General features: G+C 61.0%; 19 protein-coding genes. 3 read left to right on the forward strand and 16 right to left on the reverse strand.

From position 1 onward, the window contains the following. A partial coding sequence (locus ACXJKO_RS12140) for a hypothetical protein (RefSeq protein WP_457091350.1) occupies positions 1-371 on the reverse strand: 371 nt, incomplete at its 3' end. Positions 372-435: 64 nt separating this feature from the next. Next, positions 436-1,008 carry a DUF1269 domain-containing protein gene (locus ACXJKO_RS12145; RefSeq protein ID WP_457091351.1) on the reverse strand — a complete coding sequence of 191 codons (573 nt, stop codon included), beginning with the start codon at positions 1,006-1,008 and terminating at the stop codon, positions 436-438. Between the two features lie 308 nt (positions 1,009-1,316). Between ACXJKO_RS12145 and ACXJKO_RS12150 the strand changes: the two genes are divergently transcribed. Then, positions 1,317-3,173, forward strand: a complete 1,857-nt coding sequence (locus ACXJKO_RS12150; RefSeq protein ID WP_457091352.1) for a metallophosphoesterase family protein — start codon at positions 1,317-1,319, stop codon at positions 3,171-3,173. Here the strand turns inward: ACXJKO_RS12150 and ACXJKO_RS12155 are convergent. Continuing rightward, positions 3,067-4,185, reverse strand: a complete 1,119-nt coding sequence (locus ACXJKO_RS12155) for an AI-2E family transporter (protein ID WP_457091353.1) — start codon at positions 4,183-4,185, stop codon at positions 3,067-3,069. The genes ACXJKO_RS12150 and ACXJKO_RS12155 overlap by 107 nt on opposite strands. Before the next feature lie 72 nt (positions 4,186-4,257). Next, entirely contained in the window at positions 4,258-4,785 is a 528-nt protein-coding gene (locus ACXJKO_RS12160; RefSeq protein ID WP_457091354.1) for an HdeD family acid-resistance protein, read from the reverse strand. Positions 4,786-5,221: 436 nt separating this feature from the next. Here ACXJKO_RS12160 and ACXJKO_RS12165 point away from each other — a divergent pair, with 436 nt between their 5' ends. Further along, positions 5,222-5,497 (forward strand): hypothetical protein, encoded by a 276-nt coding sequence (locus tag ACXJKO_RS12165; RefSeq protein ID WP_457091355.1) that lies wholly within the window; start codon positions 5,222-5,224, stop codon positions 5,495-5,497. Positions 5,498-5,820: 323 nt separating this feature from the next. On the opposite strand, the gene ltaE is transcribed toward ACXJKO_RS12165, so the two are convergent. The 6 genes from ltaE to nikB all read right to left on the reverse strand — a co-directional run bounded on the left by ltaE (position 5,821) and on the right by nikB (position 13,644). Next, positions 5,821-6,882, reverse strand: coding sequence for a low-specificity L-threonine aldolase (ltaE, locus tag ACXJKO_RS12170; protein WP_457091356.1), 1,062 nt, complete (start codon positions 6,880-6,882; stop codon positions 5,821-5,823). 36 nt (positions 6,883-6,918) lie between these two features. Then, positions 6,919-8,562 carry an ABC transporter ATP-binding protein gene (locus ACXJKO_RS12175; protein ID WP_457091357.1) on the reverse strand — a complete coding sequence of 548 codons (1,644 nt, stop codon included), beginning with the start codon at positions 8,560-8,562 and terminating at the stop codon, positions 6,919-6,921. Positions 8,563-8,602: 40 nt separating this feature from the next. Continuing rightward, positions 8,603-10,114 carry an argininosuccinate lyase gene (gene argH, locus ACXJKO_RS12180; protein WP_457091358.1) on the reverse strand — a complete coding sequence of 504 codons (1,512 nt, stop codon included), beginning with the start codon at positions 10,112-10,114 and terminating at the stop codon, positions 8,603-8,605. A 144-nt stretch (positions 10,115-10,258) separates the two neighbouring features. After that, positions 10,259-11,827, reverse strand: coding sequence for an ABC transporter substrate-binding protein (locus ACXJKO_RS12185; RefSeq protein WP_457091359.1), 1,569 nt, complete (start codon positions 11,825-11,827; stop codon positions 10,259-10,261). A 40-nt stretch (positions 11,828-11,867) separates the two neighbouring features. Beyond that, a complete protein-coding gene (locus ACXJKO_RS12190; RefSeq protein ID WP_457091360.1) occupies positions 11,868-12,731 on the reverse strand; it encodes an ABC transporter permease in 864 nt (287 codons plus the stop codon). After that, on the reverse strand, positions 12,724-13,644 hold the full coding sequence (gene nikB, locus ACXJKO_RS12195; protein ID WP_457091361.1) for a nickel ABC transporter permease: 921 nt from the start codon (positions 13,642-13,644) through the stop codon (positions 12,724-12,726). The genes ACXJKO_RS12190 and nikB overlap by 8 nt, the downstream gene beginning before the upstream one ends. Before the next feature lie 206 nt (positions 13,645-13,850). Between nikB and ACXJKO_RS12200 the strand changes: the two genes are divergently transcribed. Further along, complete coding sequence (locus ACXJKO_RS12200; RefSeq protein ID WP_457091362.1) at positions 13,851-14,777, forward strand: LysR substrate-binding domain-containing protein; 927 nt, start codon at positions 13,851-13,853, stop codon at positions 14,775-14,777. 200 nt (positions 14,778-14,977) lie between these two features. On the opposite strand, the gene ACXJKO_RS12205 is transcribed toward ACXJKO_RS12200, so the two are convergent. The 6 genes from ACXJKO_RS12205 to ACXJKO_RS12230 form a co-directional block, all read right to left on the reverse strand. Beyond that, positions 14,978-16,501: a carboxypeptidase M32 gene (locus ACXJKO_RS12205; protein ID WP_457091363.1), complete on the reverse strand. Its 1,524-nt coding sequence runs from the start codon at positions 16,499-16,501 to the stop codon at positions 14,978-14,980. An 18-nt stretch (positions 16,502-16,519) separates the two neighbouring features. Continuing rightward, on the reverse strand, positions 16,520-17,524 hold the full coding sequence (locus tag ACXJKO_RS12210; protein ID WP_457091364.1) for an ABC transporter ATP-binding protein: 1,005 nt from the start codon (positions 17,522-17,524) through the stop codon (positions 16,520-16,522). Then, positions 17,476-18,495 carry an ABC transporter ATP-binding protein gene (locus ACXJKO_RS12215; RefSeq protein ID WP_457091365.1) on the reverse strand — a complete coding sequence of 340 codons (1,020 nt, stop codon included), beginning with the start codon at positions 18,493-18,495 and terminating at the stop codon, positions 17,476-17,478. The genes ACXJKO_RS12210 and ACXJKO_RS12215 overlap by 49 nt, the downstream gene beginning before the upstream one ends. After that, entirely contained in the window at positions 18,492-19,403 is a 912-nt protein-coding gene (locus tag ACXJKO_RS12220; protein WP_457091366.1) for an ABC transporter permease, read from the reverse strand. The genes ACXJKO_RS12215 and ACXJKO_RS12220 overlap by 4 nt, the downstream gene beginning before the upstream one ends. Continuing rightward, on the reverse strand, positions 19,400-20,374 hold the full coding sequence (locus ACXJKO_RS12225) for an ABC transporter permease (protein ID WP_457091367.1): 975 nt from the start codon (positions 20,372-20,374) through the stop codon (positions 19,400-19,402). The genes ACXJKO_RS12220 and ACXJKO_RS12225 overlap by 4 nt, the downstream gene beginning before the upstream one ends. Positions 20,375-20,522: 148 nt before the next feature. Further along, complete coding sequence (locus ACXJKO_RS12230; protein WP_457091368.1) at positions 20,523-22,103, reverse strand: ABC transporter substrate-binding protein; 1,581 nt, start codon at positions 22,101-22,103, stop codon at positions 20,523-20,525. Positions 22,104-22,221 lie beyond the last annotated feature (118 nt).

Consider the following 22,221-nt stretch of genomic DNA (forward strand, 5'->3'; position numbering starts at 1 on the left):
CCATGAACCCGCGCCGGGACAGATCCCTGTCGATCCGCCGAGCGGCGACCTGAAGTTGCGGCTGGCAACAGGAACAGGGTGGAGAAGCAGACAGGCCCACCTGATCGGCGGATACGCACGAAAACATGGGCAGCCTCCCCCTTTGCGGACGGAATTTCCCTCGGGCGCTCATTCAGCTCCGATGAGCTACGGTCCAGACCCATCGCCCCGGCACCCAGATGAACCCAGGCCTCGGTCGAGGACGGCGCTCGAAACGTGGGCGTGGCGCAGGCGGACGTCGTCCCGGCCGCCGCGAGCGGGTGCTTGGCGTAGGTTGAGCCTGTACCATCGTCGCCGCCGTCGCGCCGAGTGATGCTGCGACCACGGTGCACGCCAGCCATTTCAGAAGGGACCGTCGCGATGGCCTATCACGTTTCTCTTCAACGTGGGTCGGCATCACGTCGCCGGCTGCGCCGCCACGGCGGCTGCGGCTGCTACGCCTTCGCTCGGGCTAGGCGGATGCGCTTGGGACAGAGCGGCCTGAAGCTTGGCCTCCTGTTCCGGTGACAGCGAGGAGCGGATCACGTGTCCCTTGAACCCTGACAACTCGGCGAGAACCTTTTCGGGCTGCGACTTTCGGATCAGCAGAAACAGGGCCGAAGTCTCGGGCTTGAGCGTGTCGCCGATCGACTTGATGAAGTCGTCATTGATGCCGTAATCGATCAAGTTTCCGGACAGGGCGCCCGAGCATGCTCCTACGGCCCCTCCGATAGCGAACCCGGCAATCGGGTTCAGGAATAGCAGGCCGATGAGACTGCCCCACATCGCGCCGGACAGGCCGCCGGAGGTTGCCCCAAGCTTCACAAGATTGACGCTCTGCTTGATGCGCACCGCGCCGTCCTGGCCTCGGATAGCCACGACCGCATCCTCGAGATCGATGAGGTATTCCTTTTGCAGACGCGTGAGCTCGGTCAGAACGCGATCCGCATCGGTCGGGTTGTCGAACCCGACGACCACCAGTTCAGCCATGGGATACACTCCTCAAGCACCGACCATGCTGCGCCCCGCGCGACCTTCAGGCTATCAATGAAATCAATGCGGAACCATCGGGTGAAACCCTCATCCAGCGCGGAAATCTCCCCTAATGTGCGTTTAGAACTTCGCGCGGACGGGGAGAAATCCGATGCTCTCTCCAGCTCCTTGACATGAGACGGCATGAGGCGGAGCATCCGTTTCTGCCAAGCCGCTCGTGGCATCCTTGCTGTTCGTAGGCGCCAGCCGCGTCCGATGATGCGTGCAGTCGCCTTGCCATCTTCGACACATGGGGTAGCGGGTACATGCAGGATCCAACCCTACCGCAGTCCATGCATGAGAAGCCTCTGCTGGTGGATCCCCGCCTCGGGGATGCGGAAGATGATGTTGCCAGCACCAAGAGCCGATCCCTTGTTGCCATAGGCGGACGCCTTCTCGCGGAAATCAGTCTTCCGAAACTCCTCCTGGCCTGGATCATGCTGATCGGCCTGCCTGCCATCCTGCTGGGGCTTGCGCCATTGCTCGTCTTCGGATGGGTATCCACGATACCGGCGAGGGTTGCTACGGCACTCGCGGGATTCTGGTCTCTGCTGATCGCCGTCGGCCTCGTTGCTCTTGCGTGGTTCGGCAGCAAGCCGTTGCTGCGCGTAACTGAGAAAAGCTTCTGGTCTCTCAATGCGCTGGCCATTCAGCCGATCTATGCTCTCTTTCGAGAAGGACTGAGGCATATCATCGTCAAGTTTGCTCCCAATCTCGGGCCGCGCCATCGCACCCATCTTTACGCAGCGGCGGCAATCGGCGGCGGCCTCCTGGTGAGCGCTCTGTCCTTCTGGTTCGTCACCCTTGCCTGGCCCGCTTCGCGCTGGGTTGGCGAGGCAAGGGATCTGCTGGCACCGCATCAGCTGATCGTCCCGGTACTGGCAAATGCCGTCTTCATCATCGGATGCTATGTCATGGTCGTCGCCCTCATCTGGGCACTGGCTGACGGCGCCATGGGCCGACCGGCCGATCTCATGGCTTTTGCCGAGATCCCAACTGAGACCCACACATGGCGCGTCGCACATCTTTCCGATCTTCATGTGGTCGGCGAACGCTACGGATTCCGGATTGAGAGCGGCCGAACGGGGCCTCAAGGCAATGGAAGAGTGCACCGTGTCCTCGACCGGCTGGAAGCGTACCACGATGATCAGCCTTTGGATCTCATTCTGATCACGGGCGACATGACGGATGCGGGACGGTCCGCGGAATGGGCCGAATTCCTGGACGCCCTCGCAGCCCACCCACGGCTCACCGAGCGTGTCTTGATTCTTCCCGGAAACCATGACGTGAATGTCGTCGATCGCGCCAATCCTGCCAGGCTCGAACTGCCGACGAGTCCCGGAAAGCGTCTTCGCCAGCTGCGCACCTTGTCTGCCATCGAGGCTTTTCAGGGCGACAAGGTTCTGTGCTTCGATTCCCGGACGGGCCAGTTCGACTCCTCCCTGACGGAGATGCTGCGCTCATACCGGGACGATATCGACACCTTTGCCAATCTGGGCGGGATCAGGCGGTCGCATCGACTGGCCCAAATCTGGGACGATGCTTTTCCCATGCTCATTCCGCCCTCGGTGGATGATGGGCTCGGCGTCGTACTTCTCAATTCGAATGCGGAAGCACATTTCTCCTTCACGAATGCACTGGGCATGGTGTCGGTACTTCAAGCACAGGGCCTCGACGCTGCCATGGAGCGGTATCCGCGCGCCGGCTGGATCGTAGGGCTCCATCATCATCTGGTGGAGTATCCCACGCCGGCAAAGGCATTCTCCGAGCGCATCGGAACTGCCCTTATCAATGGCTCCTGGTTCGTGCGGCAACTCCGGCCTCAAGCCGGGCGGCTGGTGGTGTTTCACGGTCACCGGCATACCGAATGGATTGGACAATGCGGCGGCGTCCGCATTGTCTCCGCGTCCTCTCCCGTGATGGATATGCCGAATAACGGCAGTGTCTCGTTCTTCGTGCATACCCTCGCAGTCAGCGGCGGTGAAGTGCAACTCGCGGCACCGGAGCGCCTCGAGGTCAATCTTCAGAGCGAGGATGCTGGGAAATGGGCTGATCCGTCTCCTCCGGTGGGCCGAGTTGAATTGCCAGCCAACGGGTCGATGGATCCTGGGCGCAGAACGTGAGGATGGCGATGGTGATCGGAATGCCGATGAAGGTTCCCGGCAAGCCCCACAGGAATGTCCAGAGAAAGATCGAAAACAGCACGACGAAAGGCGACATCGCCAGAACGCTGCCGGAAAGGCGCGGCTCGATATAGCTCCCAACCACGAATTGAATCACGTTCAGGCAGGCGAACACGACTATGACTGCCTGCCAAGTCTCGAATTGGACCACCGCGAGCAGGGTCGGAAACAGGGTCGCAATAAAAGGACCGATGAACGGAATGTAGTTCAACGTGAACGCGATCACTCCCCATTCCTGAGCGAGCGGCAAGCCGAAGAGTACCGCGAAGGCCCAGACGAGCACACCGGTGAGAATGCTCATCTGCGTTCGCACGATCATGTATCGTCTGATCTTCACAGCTGTCTCCGCGCTGCCGGAAAGCAGAATGCGTGCGGCGCGGCGGCTTGGGAGAGACTCGATCTTCCTGGCAGTTCCTTCGACTTCGAGCAGGCCGAGGATGACGTAGACGAGAACCACCAGCCAGAAGCTCAAAGTCGTATTCACTTGGCCGGTGAGCTTCTGCATGAGACTCACGATCCAACTGACGTTGAAGTGATCGGCCCAGAGGCTCGCCATCACGACTCCGCGCGCTTCGAGCCAAACCGTCATTTGATTATAGAGCGCTTGAAACTGGCTCAGATTGAAGATGACCCAGCGCCCAACACGGCCGAAGGCCCAGACGATGAGCGAGGCGAAGCCGCTGAACGCTATCACGAGCACCGTGATGCTGATTGCCAAGGCGATGAGACGCGGGGCGTGAGCCTGGAGGCGCGACTGTAATGGCCAGACCATTGCAATGAGGAACAGCGCGAAAGCAACCGGAGCGACAACCGCTTCGGCGATGTAGACCGCCCCTAAGAGACTCAAGGTCACGAGCACGATCCAGGCCCAGTGCGTCGAGACAGGGGCAGGTGCTATGYGATGCGCTTCGTCCAGGGAAGCCTCGTCCATGGGAGCTTGAGGTCGATCCACATCGTCTCTCCCGTTTACCGCAGCTTCGACCGGCCCATTGACGACGAACGGCTCACGACCGCCTGTTCGCGGTCAACTCACCCTCACCTTCCAGGCGAGATAGGCAATCGCCGCACCGACGCTGATCAGATTCATGCCGAGCAGAAATCCCAGCAACCATGCGGACGTCACCGGCAGATTTGCCCAGAGGATAAGCGACAACAGGATGCCGACCATGCCGCTTCCCAGCACCCAGCCCCAGTTGGGAAAGGGCCGGATGGTCAATGCGAAGACGACTTTGGATATGCCTTCCATCATGAAGAAGACGATAAGGAGGAGCGTAATCGTTGTCATTCCCTGCGCCGGGTCTCGAAGGAAGAGAAAGCCGATCAGCATGGCAAGGCCAATGGAGATCAGCTGCAACCAGAAATGCGGCACGTGCCTTGCGCTGATGAGACTGAGCCCCTGGACAAGCCCGCTGATAACCAGGAGCCAGCCGAGGAGAACGACAACCGCCGCCGAGGAAAAAACGGGATAGATTATCGCCAGAAGCCCAGCGGCGATCAGTAATATTCCTTCGACGAGATACCAAAGCGAATAGCGCTTGACGGCATCACGCATGGCTTCGCGAAAAGCTTCCGCCGCAGCATCCAAAGAAATTGCCATGGAATCCTCCCTCTATCGAAAGCCCTCGTGTCCACCGGCCTTCAATATAATCCTCACGCTACCGAACGCATCGTGCAATTAAGATGTGCAGGTGAAGCCTGGGAAACGCCGACAGGTCTCAGAGCTTATGATCTTCTGACCGATGTCCATCCGATCTAACCCTGAACCGGACACGGATTTATCCTGAGAGCGGACTAGAATTCATCCTGAAGCCGGATGAGGAAACCATTGCCGGCGGCAGGGGCCTGCCGATCACGCTGCCCCGGATCAGGTCTTAAATCGCCGAAACTGAGGTATTCACCGGATAGCCAAAAGCAAACAGGTGCTTAAGGCTACGTCTCATTCTTGTCCGATAGGGTATCTACAATTCGAGATCAGGAGGAAGGATACCATGAGAAAGATCATGTCAGCTGTCGCGGTGGGTGCGTTGGTGCTTTCTGCGGCCGCCTGCACTACGCCGGGAGAACGTGCGGCTGGTGGCGCAGTCGTCGGTGGCGTTGCCGGTGCCGCGATCGGCGGAGCTGCCACAGGCCGGGCGGGCGGAGCCCTGGCCGGAGCAGCTGTCGGCGCGGCCGGCGGCGCGATCGTCGGTGGAGCGACCGCCCCACGGAGCCCGTGTCCCTATGGCACCTACAGGGATGCTGCCGGCAACCTGTTCTGCCGATGATCGGATAGGGCCCATAGCCTTAGGCTTGGTACTGTTTCCGGCACCCCGGATTCACTTGGGTTTGCCGAGCGCGATGAGTCGTGCGGAGGCGCTCCCCTCACGGGGATCGGCAAAGGCCGATTGCCGCTCTCACCGGCACCTGCCTTTTGGCGCCTGCCTTGGCTGGATGCAGCGCTATCGACACGGGCTTCGATGTTTCGATCCAGATCGGTCCGGATCCCGTCCTGCCGGACTGGATTCTTGGACTGCGATCAGGCGCGGGGCGGCCCGTCGGAGTAGCTATCGACGGCACCGGTGCGCTCCTGATTGCTGACGATGCCAGCTCATATGCTGGAACCATAGAGCTGTGATGGGATATTGGCTGTCGCAGTCTGGCCTGGCGCCGAGCTGAAATAGCTCTTCACGGCATTGCCGATAATTCCAACATCGTCTGCGCTGATATCGAGATGCGTGACGAAACGGGTCGTCGGGCCAATAGCCGCGAGGATGCCGTTCTGGTCCAAATGCGCCTGCAAGCCGGCGCAATGCTCTGCCGGGATGCGCACGAAGAGCATATTTGTCGCGATGGAGACGACCTTGATCTCCTCGATAGCTTCGAGGGCATCCGCCAAGCGCGCCGCATTCGCATGATCCTCGGCCAAGCGGTCCATGTGATGGTCAAGAGCGTATCGGCAAGCGGCAGCGAGATAGCCGCTCTGTCGCATGCCGCCGCCCAGAACCTTGCGCCAGCGGCGCGCTTCCTTGATGAAATCCGGTTCGCCGACAAGAACTGAGCCGACCGGCGCACCCATGCCTTTCGAGAAACACAAGGAGACGGAAGCGAAAGGCGCGCAAATCTCGGATAGGCTGCTGTTGCTGGCCACCGCAGCGTTCCAGGCCCGCGCTCCATCGAGGTGGAAGATCAGGTTGTTGTCGCGGGCGAGATCCGCCGCCTCATCGACATAGGTGGAAGGCAGAACCTTGCCTCCCATCGTGTTCTCGAGTGCGAGAAGCTTGGAGCGCGCAAAGTGATAATCATCGACCTTGATGGCGGCACGGACCTTGTCGAGAGGAAGCGTGCCATCCGCCGCATTCTCGATGGGCTGGGGCTGGATGCTGCCGAGAACGGCGGCGCCACCGCCTTCGTACTTGTAGGTATGAGCATCCTGGCCGACGATATACTCATCGCCTCTCTGGCAATGGGCCATGAGGGCGGCCAGATTACTCTGCGTTCCCGAAGGAAAGAAGAGTGCGGCCTTCTTGCCGGAGCGCTCGGCCACGGCATCCTGAAGCGCGATTACGGACGGATCGTCACCCCACACGTCGTCACCGACGGGAGCGGCGTTCATCGCCTCGATCATGCCTTTGGTAGGGCGGGTGACCGTGTCGCTGCGCAGATCAATCATGGAGGAACTCATTTCTAACAAGATATATATGAGGGATCAGGACGCGACCGCGGCGCTCGTATCCGCAACGACATCGAAAGCCGCCTTCAGGAGCGCCTGCGTATAGGGATGCTGGGGCGCGTTGAAGATACGTGCCGCCTCCCCTCGCTCGACCACCTTGCCGGATTTCATGACGATCACCTCTTCGCACAAAGCTTTCACCACCTTGAGGTCATGGCTGATGAAGAGGTAAGCGAGATTGTGCTTCTTCTGCAGGTCGCGCAGCAGGTCGATGATCTGCGCCTGGATCGACATATCGAGCGCCGATGTGGGCTCATCGAGCACGACAAATTTCGGCTTCAGGATCATCGCACGGGCAATGGCGATACGCTGGCGCTGACCGCCTGAGAATTCATGCGGATACCGATCGCGGATCGTCGGATCGAGGCCGACTTCCTCAAGGATGGAAGCGATCATCTGCTCCCGCTCGCTCTCCGACGCGCCGATGCCGTGGATCTTCAGTCCCTCGCCGATGATGGCGGACACGGATTTGCGCGGGCTCAGGGAGCCATAGGGATCCTGGAAAACGATCTGGATTTCCCGCCGCAATGCGCGCAGGGAATCCTTGTCCAAGCCCTGCAACTCCTTGCCCTGGTAACGGATGGAGCCTTCGCTTTCGATCAGTCTCAGGATCGCGGTTCCAAGCGTGGACTTTCCCGAACCGCTTTCACCGACGATTCCGACCGTCTGTCCACGGCGAACCGTCAGGTCGATGCCGTCGACCGCCTTCACATGGGCAACCGTGCGTCGCAGGAAGCCGCCCTTGATGTTGAACCAGACCTTCATGTCGTTGGCTTCGAGGATGATCGGCGCGTCCGTCTCGGTCGGGATCGGCTGCCCCTTCGGCTCCGATGCCAGCAAGTGTTGCGTATAGGCGTGGCGAGGATCCTCGAAGATTTGCTCTGTTTCGCCGGTTTCCACGATCTCGCCCTTGTTCATCACGCAGACGCGATCCGCCATCTTGCGAACGACGCCGAGGTCATGCGTGATCAGCAGCATGGCCATGCCGAAGCGGCTTTGCAGGCTCTTGAGCAGCTTGAGGATCTGGGCCTGCACGGTCACGTCGAGCGCGGTCGTCGGCTCATCCGCGATCAGCAGATCCGGCTCATTGGCGAGCGCCATGGCAATCATCACGCGCTGACGCTGGCCGCCCGACAACTCATGCGGATAAGCGTTGAGCCGTTTCTCCGGCATCGGTAGGCCGACGAGGGTCATAAGCTCGATGATGCGTTCGCGAGCCTTCTCGCCGCGAATGTTCTTATGAAGCGCCAGGATCTCGCCGATCTGCTTCTCCAGGGTCTGGAGAGGATTGAGCGAAGTCATGGGCTCCTGGAAGACCATGGCGATCCTGTTGCCGCGAATGCTTTCCAGCTCGCTTTCCGACGCGCCGACCAGTTCGCGCCCTGCAAAGCGAATGCTGCCCTTCTGCTCGTTGGAGACGGCATAAGGCAGCAGTTGCAGGATCGACAGGGCCGTGATCGATTTTCCGGAACCGGACTCGCCGACCAGCGCCAGGGTCTCTCCCTTCCTGAGATGGAGAGAGACACCTTTCACGGCGGCGATCCGGTCTTCCGACGTCAGGAAGTCGACGCGCAGATCCTTGATCTCAAGCAAAGCGTCTGAGGTTTCAGGAAGTGACATAACGTGATTCCTTGGTTCCGGGCGGCCTATCTATATGCACTCAGGCGGAGACGATGGAGTCGATTGCCGCATCGAGCTTGGCAACCGCCTCAGCGATGCGGGCGCGTTCCGCCGCAACCCACGAACGGCCTTCCGACAGCTGAGCCTTGGCAACGTCCAGCATACGGTCCACCTCGGCAGGGGCAACGCTGCCGGTTGTCACACGGGTCTGCACGAAGTTCTCGGGGTCGAGGGCTTTCGTGAGCGTCGCCTGGCTGAGCTGCACATCGCGGCTGATGGTTTCCTGCGCAGCGCGATTCAACACCTCCACCGTGACCGTGGTGGGCGTGATGCCTTCGGTCAGGCAGATACGCACGAGGCGGGCCACTACATGGTGCACCTGCCTGAAGGACAGGCCGGTTTCGCGCACGATGACGTCGGCAAGATTGCTCGCGGTGCACCAGCTACCCTTCAGGGCTTCACGCATGCGGGTCTCATGCACGATGAGCGTCGCGATGATGCCGGTGAAGAGATCGAGCATGCCTTCCGTGGCTTCGAGCGCCTCATCGATGAGCGGAAGATCGCGCACCGCCTGATCGCCGGTGCCTTCGGCGCGGAATGTGCCAAGGGCAGTAGCAAGCCAGGTCACGGAACCGCCGGCCACCTTCTTGACCGTCTCGAGTCCGGCCGGGTTCTTCTTCTGCGGGAAGATGCTGCTGGTGCCGCAATAGGCATCGTCGGATTCGACGAAGCCGAACTCCGTGCTTGACCAGATATGAAGATCGGTTGCGAGATCGTTCAGGGTCGACATAGCAATCGACAGCGCGCCAATGGCATCCGCCGCGTAGAAGGCCTCGCGTCCGAGCTTGGAGTTTTCCAGCACGGCGGCAAAGCCCAGAAGCTCCGTCGTGCGATACCGGTCGAGCGGCCAGGATGTGCCGGATAGGCCGACTGCGCCGAGCGGATTCAGGTTGACGCGGGCGTAAGACTCCGTGAGCCGGGTGAAATCCTCGGTCAGGCGCGTGACGATGCTCAGCAGATAATGGCCGAACACCCACGGCTGAGCCTGTTGCATATGGGTGTAGCCTGGCATGATGGTGCGCGAATGCTGCTCGGCCTTCACGATGAGCGCGTCGCGGAAGCCGTTCAGCCTCTCCAGCACATCGAGGATGCGATTGCGCTTGTAGAGACGGCGCACGGTGGTGCCCTGGTCGATGCGGCTGCGGCCCGTATGCATCTGGCCGCCGATATCCTCACCCATCCGGGCAAACAGATAGGCCTCGACCTGAAGCAGGAAGCTTCCCTTGACGGGATCGATGGGGAACGTGGCCGGGTCCATGTGGCGCAGCTCGAGCAGGCCCTTCAGGATTATGCCGGCGACATCCTTCGGCAGAATGCCCTGCTCGGCAAGCATAACTGTGTGCGCGAGATCGACATGGTTGAACTCACGGAAGTGACGCTTCTCTCGGGCGAGGCCCGGAATGTCGTGATACTTGATCAGACCTTCTGCCGGAGGGCTGCTGAGGCGGGCTTCGGTCAGCAGGATTTCACGTTCGGTCACCGGCTTATTCATCGTTACTTCCAGTTCAGAGTAGAGTTTTTCAGTGGCGAAGGCATGGCTTCGCCGTTCGCGGAAAATCCGCGTCGGGTCGTTTCTTGTTTGGGGCAGGATAGGTTCAGGCGGCTTGAGGGCCGCCTGAACCATTCTTCGCGTTACTTACTGCTTCGTGACCTGATCGAGCTTCACGATCTCGTCGCCGAAGACCTCAAGGCCCTTCAGGCCCTTGGAGGTGCCGATGAGTTGAACCTGATCGAACAGCACGAGGGAGTTAGGCGCCTCGTTCCAGACGATGGTCTGCACATCGCCATAGGCCTTCATGCGGGACTCGTAGTTCATGTCCACCGATGCCTTGTTCAAAAGCTCGTCGATCTTCGGGTTGTTGTAGCCCGTCAGGTTCGACGCATCGGTGCTGAAGAACTTGCGACGTAGGCGCCAGTCGGCATTCGTGACGCCCGTGCCGAGCAGCCACATATTGGCCTCGTTGCTGCCCTTACCGGTGCCCTTGCCCTCTTCAGGACGATAGAGCGTCTTCTGATAGGTCGCCCATTCCCACACCTTGAACTCGGTCTCGAAACCGATGGCGTTTAGGTAGCCCTGCACGGCCTCGGCAACAGCCTTGTCCTTCATGTAGCGCCCGGCCGGCGTCCACATGACGATCTTCTCCTTGAAGCCGTTCGGGAAGACCTCGGCAATCATCTTGCGAGCCTTCTCGGGATCGTAAGGATAGGCGGTCTGCTTGGAGCGGCCCTGCGCACCCTCCGGGAAGATGCCTTCGGGCTTGTTGCCGTAGCCAGTCAGGATCTTCTCGATGATTGCATCGCGGTCGATGGCGTGGTTGATCGCCAGGCGAACGCGCGGATCGTTGAAGGGGGGCTTAGTGGTGTTGAGCTCGAAGAAGATCTGGAAGGAGCTCGGCTCCACGACCAGCTCGGTCTTGCTGTTCTGTTTGATCTTGTCGGCGGATTCAGGAGCAATGTTGAGTGCGATGTCGGCATTGCCGGCCTCAAGCTCGATCACGCGTGCGCCAGCCTCCGGCACCGGACGGAAGGTCATGGTATCGGCCTTGCCGGGCGTGCCGAAATAGTTCGGGTTCCGCTTGATGATCACATGCTGGCCCGGAATGAACTCCGAGATCATGTAGGGGCCGGTACCGACCGGCTTGCGGGAATAAGCACGACCGCCGTTCTTCACCGCCGTCGGGCTGTTGATGGAGGAATACTCGTCCGAAAGGATCTCAAGGAGCATGGGCGACGGCTCCTTGGTGGTGATCTCCACCGTGTTCGGATCGATCACCGTCACCTGGCTGATATTGGTGAAGAGCGAGCGGTTGGGCGAGCCCAGGGCCGGATCGGCAATACGGTCAAGGCTGAACTTCACCGCTTCAGCGTCGAAGGGCGTGCCGTCATGGAATTTCACGTCCTTGCGCAGCTTGAAGGTCCACTTCAGGCCGTCTTCCGACTTCGTCCAGGACTCGCCCAGATCGGGCACGATCTCGGTGAGCTTCGTGTCCTTCCAGCGCACGAGGGTGTTGAAGATGTTGTTGAACACCACCTGAGACGGCGTGCTGCGCGACACGGCCGGATCGAGCGTGTCCACGTCGGTGCCCTGCACRATGCGCAGGTCGAACTCGGCGCGTGCCACGGACGGCGACATGATCGCGGTAGCGCTCAGAAGGGCAAGGCCCAGTCCCAGGCAGGAGCGGCGTGTGAACGTCGAGAATTGCATTGGTCCCTCTTTCCTTATGGTTTGGATTTGCATGGAAACTCTAAAGTGCCTTGCGCGACCGGGGGTCGATGTAGTCGCGCAGCGCGTCACCGACGAGATTGAAGCTCAGGATGACGAGAAACAGCGCGAAGCCCGGTGCGAAGATGACGTGCGGGTGGCTCGTGATGTGCGCGCGGGAGGACGCGATCATGGCGCCCCATTCGGGTGTCGGGGGCTGCGGGCCTAACCCTAAGAAGCTCAGGCCCGAACCGATGAGGATGGCCTCAGCCAGCGAGAGCGTGCCCTGAATGATGATCAGCGACATGGTGTTCGGTAGGATGTGAGAGAATAGGATGCTCGAATCCTTCGCGCCCAGAGCCTTCGCCGCCATGGTGAACTGGCGCCGCTTCAAAGCCAGGATCGGCCCACGGAACAGGCGCACATTCGCGGGAATGGTCGAGATGCCGATGGCGAGCGTGAGGCTGAGCACGCCGGAGCCGAAGATCGTGACGACGATGATCGCAAGCAGCGTCCGGGGAAACGCGATCATGAAATCCATGAAGCGCATCACGAGGCTTGTGAACCAGTTCTCGTAATAACCGCAGAGGGACCCGATCACGATGCCGATGACCATCGCGATCGCGACGCTCACCACGGCAACGATCAGCGTAATCCGGGCGCCCCAGACGATGCGCGCCAGCATATCGCGGCCAAGCTCATCCGTACCGAGCGGATATGCTGCCGATGGCGGCAGAAGCGCGGTGCTGAGCGAGACGCGGGTGGTGGCGCCCCAGTCATAAAGCAGCGGTGCGAAAATGGCGGCCAGCACGAAAGCGACCGTGATGAAAGCTGCAGCAATCGCGACATAGTTTCGACGGCGCAGAAGATAGCCGAAGAAATTCTGCGACTTGGCGCGCTTATGCATAGGTGATGCGAGGGTCGAGGATGCCATAAATCACGTCTACGAGAAGGTTGATGATGACGACGGCAGCAGCGAACACCAGGATGGTTCCCTGCACGACATAGATGTCACGGACCATGATCGCGTCGACCATGTAGCGGCCCATTCCCGGCCAGGCGAAAACCGTTTCGACGATGGCCGCACCGCCGAGAAGACGGCCGAAATCGAGGCCAAGCACGGTCACGATGGGGATCGAGGCATTGCGCAAGGCATGGCGGTAAGTGACCTTTTGCCAGGACAAGCCCTTGGCGCGCGCCGTGCGAATGAAATCCTCAGACAGCACATCGAGCATGCTGGAGCGCGTCAGCCGGGCAAAGGTCGCCACGTAAGGAAGTCCAAGCGTGAGGCTGGGCAGGATGAGATGCGACCAGCCTCCCCTGCCTGTGGGCGGAAGCCAGCCGAGCATGGAGGCGAAGACGAGCATCAGGAGAAGACCGAGGAAGAAGCCCGGCATCGAAATGCCCAGCACCGCGATGCTCGTCACCAATCGGTCTGCCGCGCCGCGTGGATGAAGGGCGGAATAGATGCCGAGAGGAACGCCGAGCAGCACTGCGATCAGCATGCCTGCAATCGTGAGCTCGAGCGTTGCCGGAAACGTTCTGGCAATGCCCTCCGTCACGGGAGCCAGCGTCTGAAACGACTCTCCGAGATCGCCTTGCAGCAGCTTCTTGAGATAGATGCCGTATTGAATCGTGAGAGGCTGGTCGAGACCGTAATTGACGCGAATCTGCTGGATATCAGCTTCGGTCGCATCGGGACCCGCGGCCATGCGCGCAGGATCGCCTGGGATCAGATGAAGCACGAGAAAGACGGCTACCGACACCCCAAGCAACATGGGGATGAGCATCGTCAGGCGTCGGAGGATGTAAGTCACCATTGTGTTTGGCGAGCCCTGCAGTGATGTCTAGCCAGCGAAGTGCAGGGATTAGGCATTTACGGATGGCATGATTCAAGTACATATGCCCTACTATCTCCATAACGGAATGTTATGTGGAAGACATGCCCTTAGAGATGCCATGCATCGTAATAATAAAACTCATACGAACGATTATGGCGCCCACCAAAATCGGCGAGTAATGCTTCATGCAGTTGAATCCAAGGCAGATTGAAGCCTTCAGAGCAGTCATGCTGACAGGAAGCATGACGGTGGCAGCAGAGCTGTTGAAAATCACGCAGCCCGCTGTCAGCCGCCTGGTGAAAGATCTTGAAGCCGACTTGAAACTCACTCTCTTCCGGCGCGAGGGCAACCGCCTCGTGCCGAGTCATGAGGCGACAATTCTCTTCACGGAAGTCGACCGCTTCTATGTCGGCATGGACCGGATTGCGAAGATCGCTAACGATCTGCGACATGCCAAAGCGGGCACCTTGCGGGTCGCCTCCATCAACGCCTTGTCGCTCAGTTGCATCACGCAGGCCATCAGCGCATTTCATTCGGATCGCCCGGCCGTGAACGTGACACTGGAGAGCCTCAACTCACGTTTGATCCTCGACTTCGTGGCAGGTCGTCACTTCGATCTGGGCTTTGCTCAGATAACCGGCGAGTTCCCCGGCGCGGATCTCACGCGCTTGCCTTACGTGGAAGCGGTCTGCGTCGTGCCGGCGCATTATCCCATCGTGGAGAAGGAGTTCCTCGAACCGCGCGATTTGCAGGATCTACCGTATATCTCGCTGGGGCGAAACAGTCCGCTGCGCCTCAAGATCGATCAGGTGTTTGCGGACGCTCAGGTTGCCCGGCATGAATTGCTCGAGACCTCCCTGGCCGCAAGCGCCATCGCCCTTGTCGCTTCCGGTCTCGGTGTTTCCATCGTCGATCCCTTTACGGCGACCTATCTCAGCCCGAGCAGTGTTGTGCGCCGTCCTTTCAAGCCCGGCATCCCCTTCGATGTCGCCATCGTCAGGCCGACACATTACCAGCACTCGCGCCTCTGCCACGATTTCATTGAGATCATGGTAGATCTCTTCAAGAAGGAAGGCAGGCGACATTCCTCGCACTCCTTCCAGAATTCCTGAGTTGAAGCCGTGACGTGTGTTACCGCGCTGGAGTCGCGAAGCCCGCTCCTCCACCTCTGGTCCGCCTCAGAACGGATACCGCAGATCGAGCCGGACAGCCTGCGGTCTGCCCTGAATGGCCTCTCGCAATCAACCCTATCGCGATAATCGACAGGAGCGGGGTGGCGGTAGAGCCTCCACCCCGGCACTGGTGAACGCCGTTACTGCGCGTATTTGCCCTGGAGATAGGCGATGTAGGGGGCCGGATCGAGTTTGCGGCCCGTCTCGCGCTCCAGCAATTCGTCGCGGCTGAAGCGGCGTCCGTGCTGCCAGATCTTGGTGTGTAGCGCCTCGGCCAGGCCTGAATACTCCCCTGCCCCGATGGCATCATTGAGCGAGGCATCGTGCTTGCGCAGGGTGTCCATCATCTGCGCACCCATGATGTTGCCGATGGTGTAAGTGGGGAACGACCCGATATAGCCCGTGGACCAATGCACATCCTGCAATACACCGCGTGTGTCGTCCGGCACGTCGAGGCCAAGGTCGCGCTTGACGGCCGCGTTCCAGACCCCCGGCAGGTCCGATACCGGCAGGGAGCCGTCCATCAATGCGCATTCGATGTCCGTACGCAGCATGATGTGAAGGTCGTAAGTCAGCTCGTCCGCCTCGACTCGGATGAAGCCGGGCTCGACACGCGTGACGGCGCGATAGAACTCTTCCGCGCTCACATCGTCGAGCTGCTCCGGGAAATGCCTCTGGAGATCGAGGAAATGCAGCTGCCAGAAGGTCCGGCTGCGGACGATGTGGTTTTCCCACAGGCGCGACTGCGATTCATGGGCACCGAAACTGGTACCGCCCACAGCGTAGAGCCCGACCAGATCGGTGGCGAGGGTCGTGCGCGTATAAGCCGGATCGACACCCTGCTCGTAGAGGCCATGGCCTGTCTCATGAGCCGTGCCGAAAATGGAAGCGGGTAGATAATTGCGGGTGTAGCGCGTGGTGATGCGCACGTCGTTGCGAGTGAACGAGACTTCGAACGGATGCACCGTGGTATCCAGCCGCCCGCGCTTCAGGTCGTAGCCGAGCCTCTCGGCAAGACGTAATCCAAAGGCGCGCTGCCCCTCCTCCGGATAGTCGCGGAACAGGAAGTCGGAACGCGGCGCGGGGCGCGCTCTCGCGGCATCGAGGATCGGCAGCAGACCGGCCCGCAGCTTCCCGAAAAGCGTTTTCAGGCTCGTGGCCGTCTCGCCTGGCTCATAGATCGACAGCATCGCATCGTAAGGATGCTCACTCCAGCCGATGCAATCCGCATAGGCGCGGGAGAGTTCGACGGTTTTGACGAGATACGGCGCGAACGTAGAAAAGCCGCTTTTCGATCGCGCTTCGATCCAGGCCGATTGCGCCACGGTGCGCAGAGCCGCACGCTCCTGAATCAGGGATGCGGGAACGCTGCGATGATGCTCCACGGCGTAGCGTGTCTGCGCGACGATGCGACGCTCAGCGGCGTCGTCGGGCAAGCCTTCGACGGCAATTTCTGCAGCCTCCAACGCCTTCTGCGTCTCGGCCGAGAGAAGCAGGTCGCGGGCGATGCGGGTCAGCGTCGCGATCTGATGGCCGCGCGTCTCCGCGCCGCCTTCCGGCATCATGGTGCGCGAGTCCCAGGTCAGGACGGAGGTGGCATTGAGCACGTCGTTGACGGCGGCGACGCGCTCTTGCAGCGCCACGAGAGATGATTGCTGGGTCATGTCCTGGAAATCTCGTCTTTATTCGGTTCCGCCGGTGTTGAGATGGCACGCCGAAAGGCGGCCTGGGCCGATAGGTGCCAGCGGCGGCGCCTCCCGCTTGCAGCGCGGGCCCGCGAAGGGGCATCGGGGATGGAAGTGGCAGCCGCTCGGCGGGTGGAGCGGCGACGGAATTTCGCCGGCGATCGGCCGGAAATCCTTACGCCCCACGCCGACGCGCGGCACGCTCTCGAAGAGCGCGCGGGTATAGGGATGGTTCGGTTGGGCATAAAGCTCCGAGGTCGGGGCTAGCTCAACGATGCGGCCAAGATACATGATCGCGACCCGATCCGACACATGGCGCACGACGCCGAGATCGTGGCTGATGAAGATGCCCGTCAGGTCGAGATCCTGGCGCAGATCCATGAACAGGTTGAGCACCTGCGCCTGGATCGACACGTCGAGAGATGCCACGGGCTCGTCGAGCACCAGGAGGTCCGGCTTCATGGCAAGCGCGCGGGCAATCGCGATGCGCTGGCGCTGACCGCCGGAGAACTGGTGCGGAAAGCGCCTGCGATAGCTCGGATCGAGTCCGACACGCCCCAGCAGATCCGCCACATAGCCGTCGGCCTCGCGGGCCTTGACGATCTTGTGCGCCACCGGACCCTCAGACACCGTGTCGCCGATGCGCATGCGCGGGTTGAGGCTTGCGAATGGGTCCTGATGGATCATCTGAACCCGCGTCGTCAGCTTATGCGTGCGCCGCCCCTGCAGCTTGGCCACGGGCGCGTTGCCAAACAGGATCTTGCCGTCGCTGGGCGTATAAATGCCCGCGATCATGCGCCCGAGGGTGGACTTGCCGCAGCCGGATTCACCGACGAGGCCCACGACCTCGCCCTTCGCGACGGTGAGGCTGACATCCGTCACCGCGCGCACGGTCTCCGTTGTTGCACCTGCGCCGAGCATCCCGGCGATGCGCTCGCCGAGGCTCGGGCGCTTTACGAAGCGCTTCGATACGTGGTCGATGTCGAGGAGAGCGGCTGGCATGAAACGGGCTCGATCGGGTAATGGCAGAGAGCGGTGCGTCCGTCGTCGAAGTGCTGGACAGGCGGCGTGGTGGTGCAGGCCGGGCCCGCTTTCGCGCAGCGAGGCGCAAAGGAGCATCCCGGCGGCAGATTCGCGAGCGACGGCGTGGAGCCGGGAACCTGCGGCAGGCGCGATCCGGGCTCGTGCTCGGACGGAACCGAGGCGAGAAGCCCTGCGGTGTAGGGATGGCCTGGGGCTGCGATCACATCGGCCGCCGGCCCGGTTTCAACGACACGGCCCGCATACATGACACAGATGTCATCCGCGAGGCTCGACACCACCGCGAGATCGTGCGTCACCCATACGAAAGCCGTGCCGGTTTCATCCGCGAGACGACGCACCTCGGCGAGGATCTGCCCCTGGATCGAAACGTCGAGCGCCGTCGTCGGCTCGTCCGCGATGATGACGGCGGGGCTGTGTAGGAGAGCGATGGCGATTGCCACGCGCTGGCGCATTCCACCGGAGAGTTGATGCGGATAGGCATCGAGCCGCTCCTCGGGGCTCGGAATGCCGACCTTGGCAAGGGCATCCCGCGCGCGCTCCCGCGCAACCTTGCGCGAAACCTTGTCATGCGCCCGCACGGCCGCGATCATCTGCGTGCTGATCTTGAGAACCGGATTGAGCGTCATCATCGGGTCCTGGAAGACCATCGCGACTTGAGCGCCCCGAACTTGACGGATGGCCTCACCCCTGAGGCGGGTGATATCCCTGCCGTTCAGAAGAACCTCGCCACCCGCGATCCTGCCGGGGGCCTCGATGAGACCGAGGATCGAGTAGCCTGTCACGCTCTTGCCGGAGCCGGACTCGCCCACGAGACCGAGGATGCGCCCGCGCCCAACCTCGAAGCTGACGCCATCGACAGCCTTGAGCACGCCGGCCCGCGTCTCGAACTGCGTCTGGAGATTATTGACACGAAGAACGGCGTCACTCATCGGCTGCGCCTCGGGTTCAGAACGTTGCGCACCTGATCGCCTACGAGATTGATGGCCACCACGGTCAGCATCAGGGCGATTCCGGGATAGATCGAGATCCAGTAACGGCCGGAGAGCAGGAACTGGAACCCGTTGGAGATCAGCGATCCCAGCGACGGCTGGGTGATCGGAAGGCCGAGCCCCAGGAAGGACAACGTCGCCTCAAGGGCGATGGAGTTCGCGACCTGCACGGTCGCGACCACGATGATCGGCGGCAGCGCATTCGGCAGGAGATGGCGGAACAGCACATGGCGCGCGGGTAGCGGCGTCGAAAGCGCAGCCTCGATATAATCCTTGCGCCGCTCCGCGCTCGCCGCGCCATGCGTCGTGCGGGCGAAATAGGCGTATTGCGCCGCCACCAAAGCAGCGGTCAGCTGCATCAGCCCCTGCCCCAACATCGCTACGAGTACGAGTGCCAGCAGGATGGCGGGCAGCGAGAGCTGCAGGTCGATGATGCGCATGATAATCGCCTCGACGCGGCCGCCGTAATAGGCAGCGATCAGACCGACCGTCGTGCCGAGCACCAAGGCGAACGTTCCGGCCATGACGCCGACGATCAGGCTCGTCCGCAATCCATAGAGAATGGCGGAGAAGAGATCGCGCCCCGCGGCATCGGTGCCGAGCCAATGGACATAGCCGCCTGACCCGATTTCACCTGGCTCCAAGCGCGCATCGAAGAGATCGAGCGCTTCCTGATTATACGGATCCTGCGGGGCTACGAAGGGCGCAAAGACCGCCAGCAGGACGATGGCCACCACGACAAAGAGCGCAACGACCGCAACAGGGCTTTGGCGGAAGTCGGACCAGAAATTAGAAAGCTTGGTCCAACCGGTCTCTGCGGGAGCCACGAGGGCGGGAGAACTGCTCATGATGCAGCCTTTACGCGAATGCGCGGATCGAGTTGGCCATAGACCAGGTCCACAATGAGATTGATCAACACGAAGAGGAACACCACCAGAATGAGGTAAGCGACCATCACGGGCCGGTCGAGCACGGTGATGGAGTCGATGATGAGCTTGCCCATGCCGGGCCAGTTGAACACCGTCTCGGTGACGACGGCGAAGGCGAGCGTCGAGCCGAGTTCTAGGCCGAATACGGTGACGATGGGAATCGAGATGTTCTTGAGCACGTGAAGACCGACGACCTTGCTCTCGGATAATCCTTGCGCACGGGCGAAGCGCACATAGTCGGAACTCATCACCTCGACGGTTCCGGCACGGGTCAGGCGGATCAGCAGGCCGAGCTTGAACAGGGCAAGGTTGAAGGCCGGCAGGATGATGTAGCTCCAGCCTTCGAGCGAGGTAATCGACATGGGAACGCCGAAGACCGTGCTCGTCGGCCCCCGCCCACCGGAGGGCAGCCAGCCGAGCTCGACGGCGAATGTCATGATGAGGAGAAGGCCTACCCAGAAACTCGGCACGCTGAAGCCGAGGACGGAAAACCCCATGATGGCCTTGGCCGAAAGCGATTCCGGCTTGTAGCCGGCCCACAACCCAAGCGGGATACCAAGGCAAGTGGCGATCATCATCGCCGTCAATGCGAGCTCCAGCGTCGCCGGGAAGCGCGACCAGATCAGGCTCAGCACGGGCAGACGATAGATGAAGGACTCGCCGAGATCGCCGCTGAGCATGTTGCCCATGAAGACGAAATACTGCTCGAACAACGGGCGGTCGAGGCCGTAACGCTGGATCAGCGCCTCGCGCAGAGCTTGGTCCGATGCCGGGTCGATCATCACGTCGATCGGATTTCCGATGGCGTAGACGCCAAGGAACACGATGATCGACATAGCGATCACGACCATGAGTGCCTGAAGAATACGCTGGATAAGAAAACCGATCATGCTGTCTCGTGCATGGCGTTGCGATGCCGCCGGACGATGCGAAGACCGCAGCGTCCTTTGGAAGTAAGATCAAACGATAAAGGGAGAGGGACACGAGGCCCCTCCCCTAAGTGAACCAGACGGATGATCCGGCCGGGTTCGATCAAGATCAGCTCTTCGGCTTGATCTCGTAGGCCAGGGTTTCCTGGTCGACGCGCGGCGGGATGGTGAGCATGCCCTTCTTAGCGGCCCACACGGTCTGGAGCTGAACGGTCGGGATCAGCGCCCGGTCGTTCATGGAAACCTCCGTCGCCTTCTCGAAGAGCGCGCGGCGCTTCGCGTCATCCATGGTGCGGCTGCCTTCCTGGAGCAGCTTGTCGACCTCTGGGTTCGAGTACCCCTGCTTGTTGAAGGCGCCGAGGCCGATCTGCGGATCGGCGGTGTGCACCAGCGAGCCGTAGGTATAGCTCGCCTCGCCCGTCAGCGTGCCCCAGCYGCTCATCCACAGGGAGAATTCGCCCTTCTGCTGAGCCGGGAAGAACACTGTGCCGTTGAGCGCATTGGCGTTCACCTTCAGGCCTGCACGCGACCACATCTGCGCGAGGGCCTCGCAGACAGCCGAGTCGCCAGGCAGGCGGTTGTTGGTGCAGTGGAAGTCGATCTCGAAGCCCTTCGGATAACCTGCATCGGCAAGCAGCTGCTTCGCCTTCGCGATATCGTAGGGACGCTCCGGCAGGTTCTTGTTACCGCCGAAGAACGTCGCCGGCATCAACTGGTTTGCGGGGCGACCGAGGCCTTCGAGCACGACGCGCACGAGCGTCTTGCGGTCGATGGCGAGATCCATGGCTTCGCGCACCTTGGGGTCGCGCAACGGGTTGGCATCGATTTCCTTGCCGTCGACCTTCACCTTCTTCGGCAGGGTTTCCTTCACGTTCGGCGTGAGATTGAGGAAATACACTGAGTCGGCCACGAACGTGTCCACCGACTTGTCCTTCTGCATCGCTGCATAATCGGTCGCCGGCACGTAGTTGACGAGATCCACCTGACCCGACTTCATAGCTGCCATGCGAGCCGGATCGCTCGGGATTTCCTTGCGGACCACCTTCTGCCACGGCTGCTTCTCACCCCAATATCCGTCGAACCGCTCGACGACGAGGTCGCCCTTCGGTTCCCAGGACACGAACTTGTAAGGGCCCGTGCCGATGGCGGCCTTGCCGGAGTTGAACTGCTCGTTACGCGCCTCCATGCCGACGGACTTCGACACGACGAAGAGGCGGATGAAATCGTTCGGCAGGGTGGGAGCCGGAGCCTTGGTCTTCACGTGCAGGGTGTACTTATCGGCGACCTTCGTCTCCGCAACCTGCTTCGTGTAGATGGTCATGCTCATCGGGCCGGTGACGACCGGAATGCGGTCGATGGAGAACTTCACGTCCTCGGCCGTCAGCTCGGACCCGTCGTGGAATTTCACGCCTTCGCGGATCTTGAACTCCCAGGTGGTGTCGTCGATCGGTTTCCAGGACGTTGCAAGGCCGGGCTTCAGCTGAAGATTTTCGTCCGACATCACGAGCRTGTCGAAGATGTGCCGCAGGGCCTCGGCCTGGCTGCCGAGGGTCGACCAATGCGGGTCGATGGAGTCAGGGCCTGCACGCAGGCCCATGGTCAGTGTTTGCGCCGACACTGCGCCACCGAGCACAGTTCCGAGCATGAGAGCGGCAACGAGCGATCCGCCCAACTTGAAATTTTTGTTCAATGCACTTCCCCTCTTGCTAACGCCCTGGCTTTTCGTCCAAGGTGTTCTTATCGATTAGAACGGTAGGTCACCCGATTTAGAAAAGTCAACTGCACCGTGCCTAAAAGTCAATCATCCT

This window comes from Microvirga sp. P5_D2 (assembly GCF_054049475.1).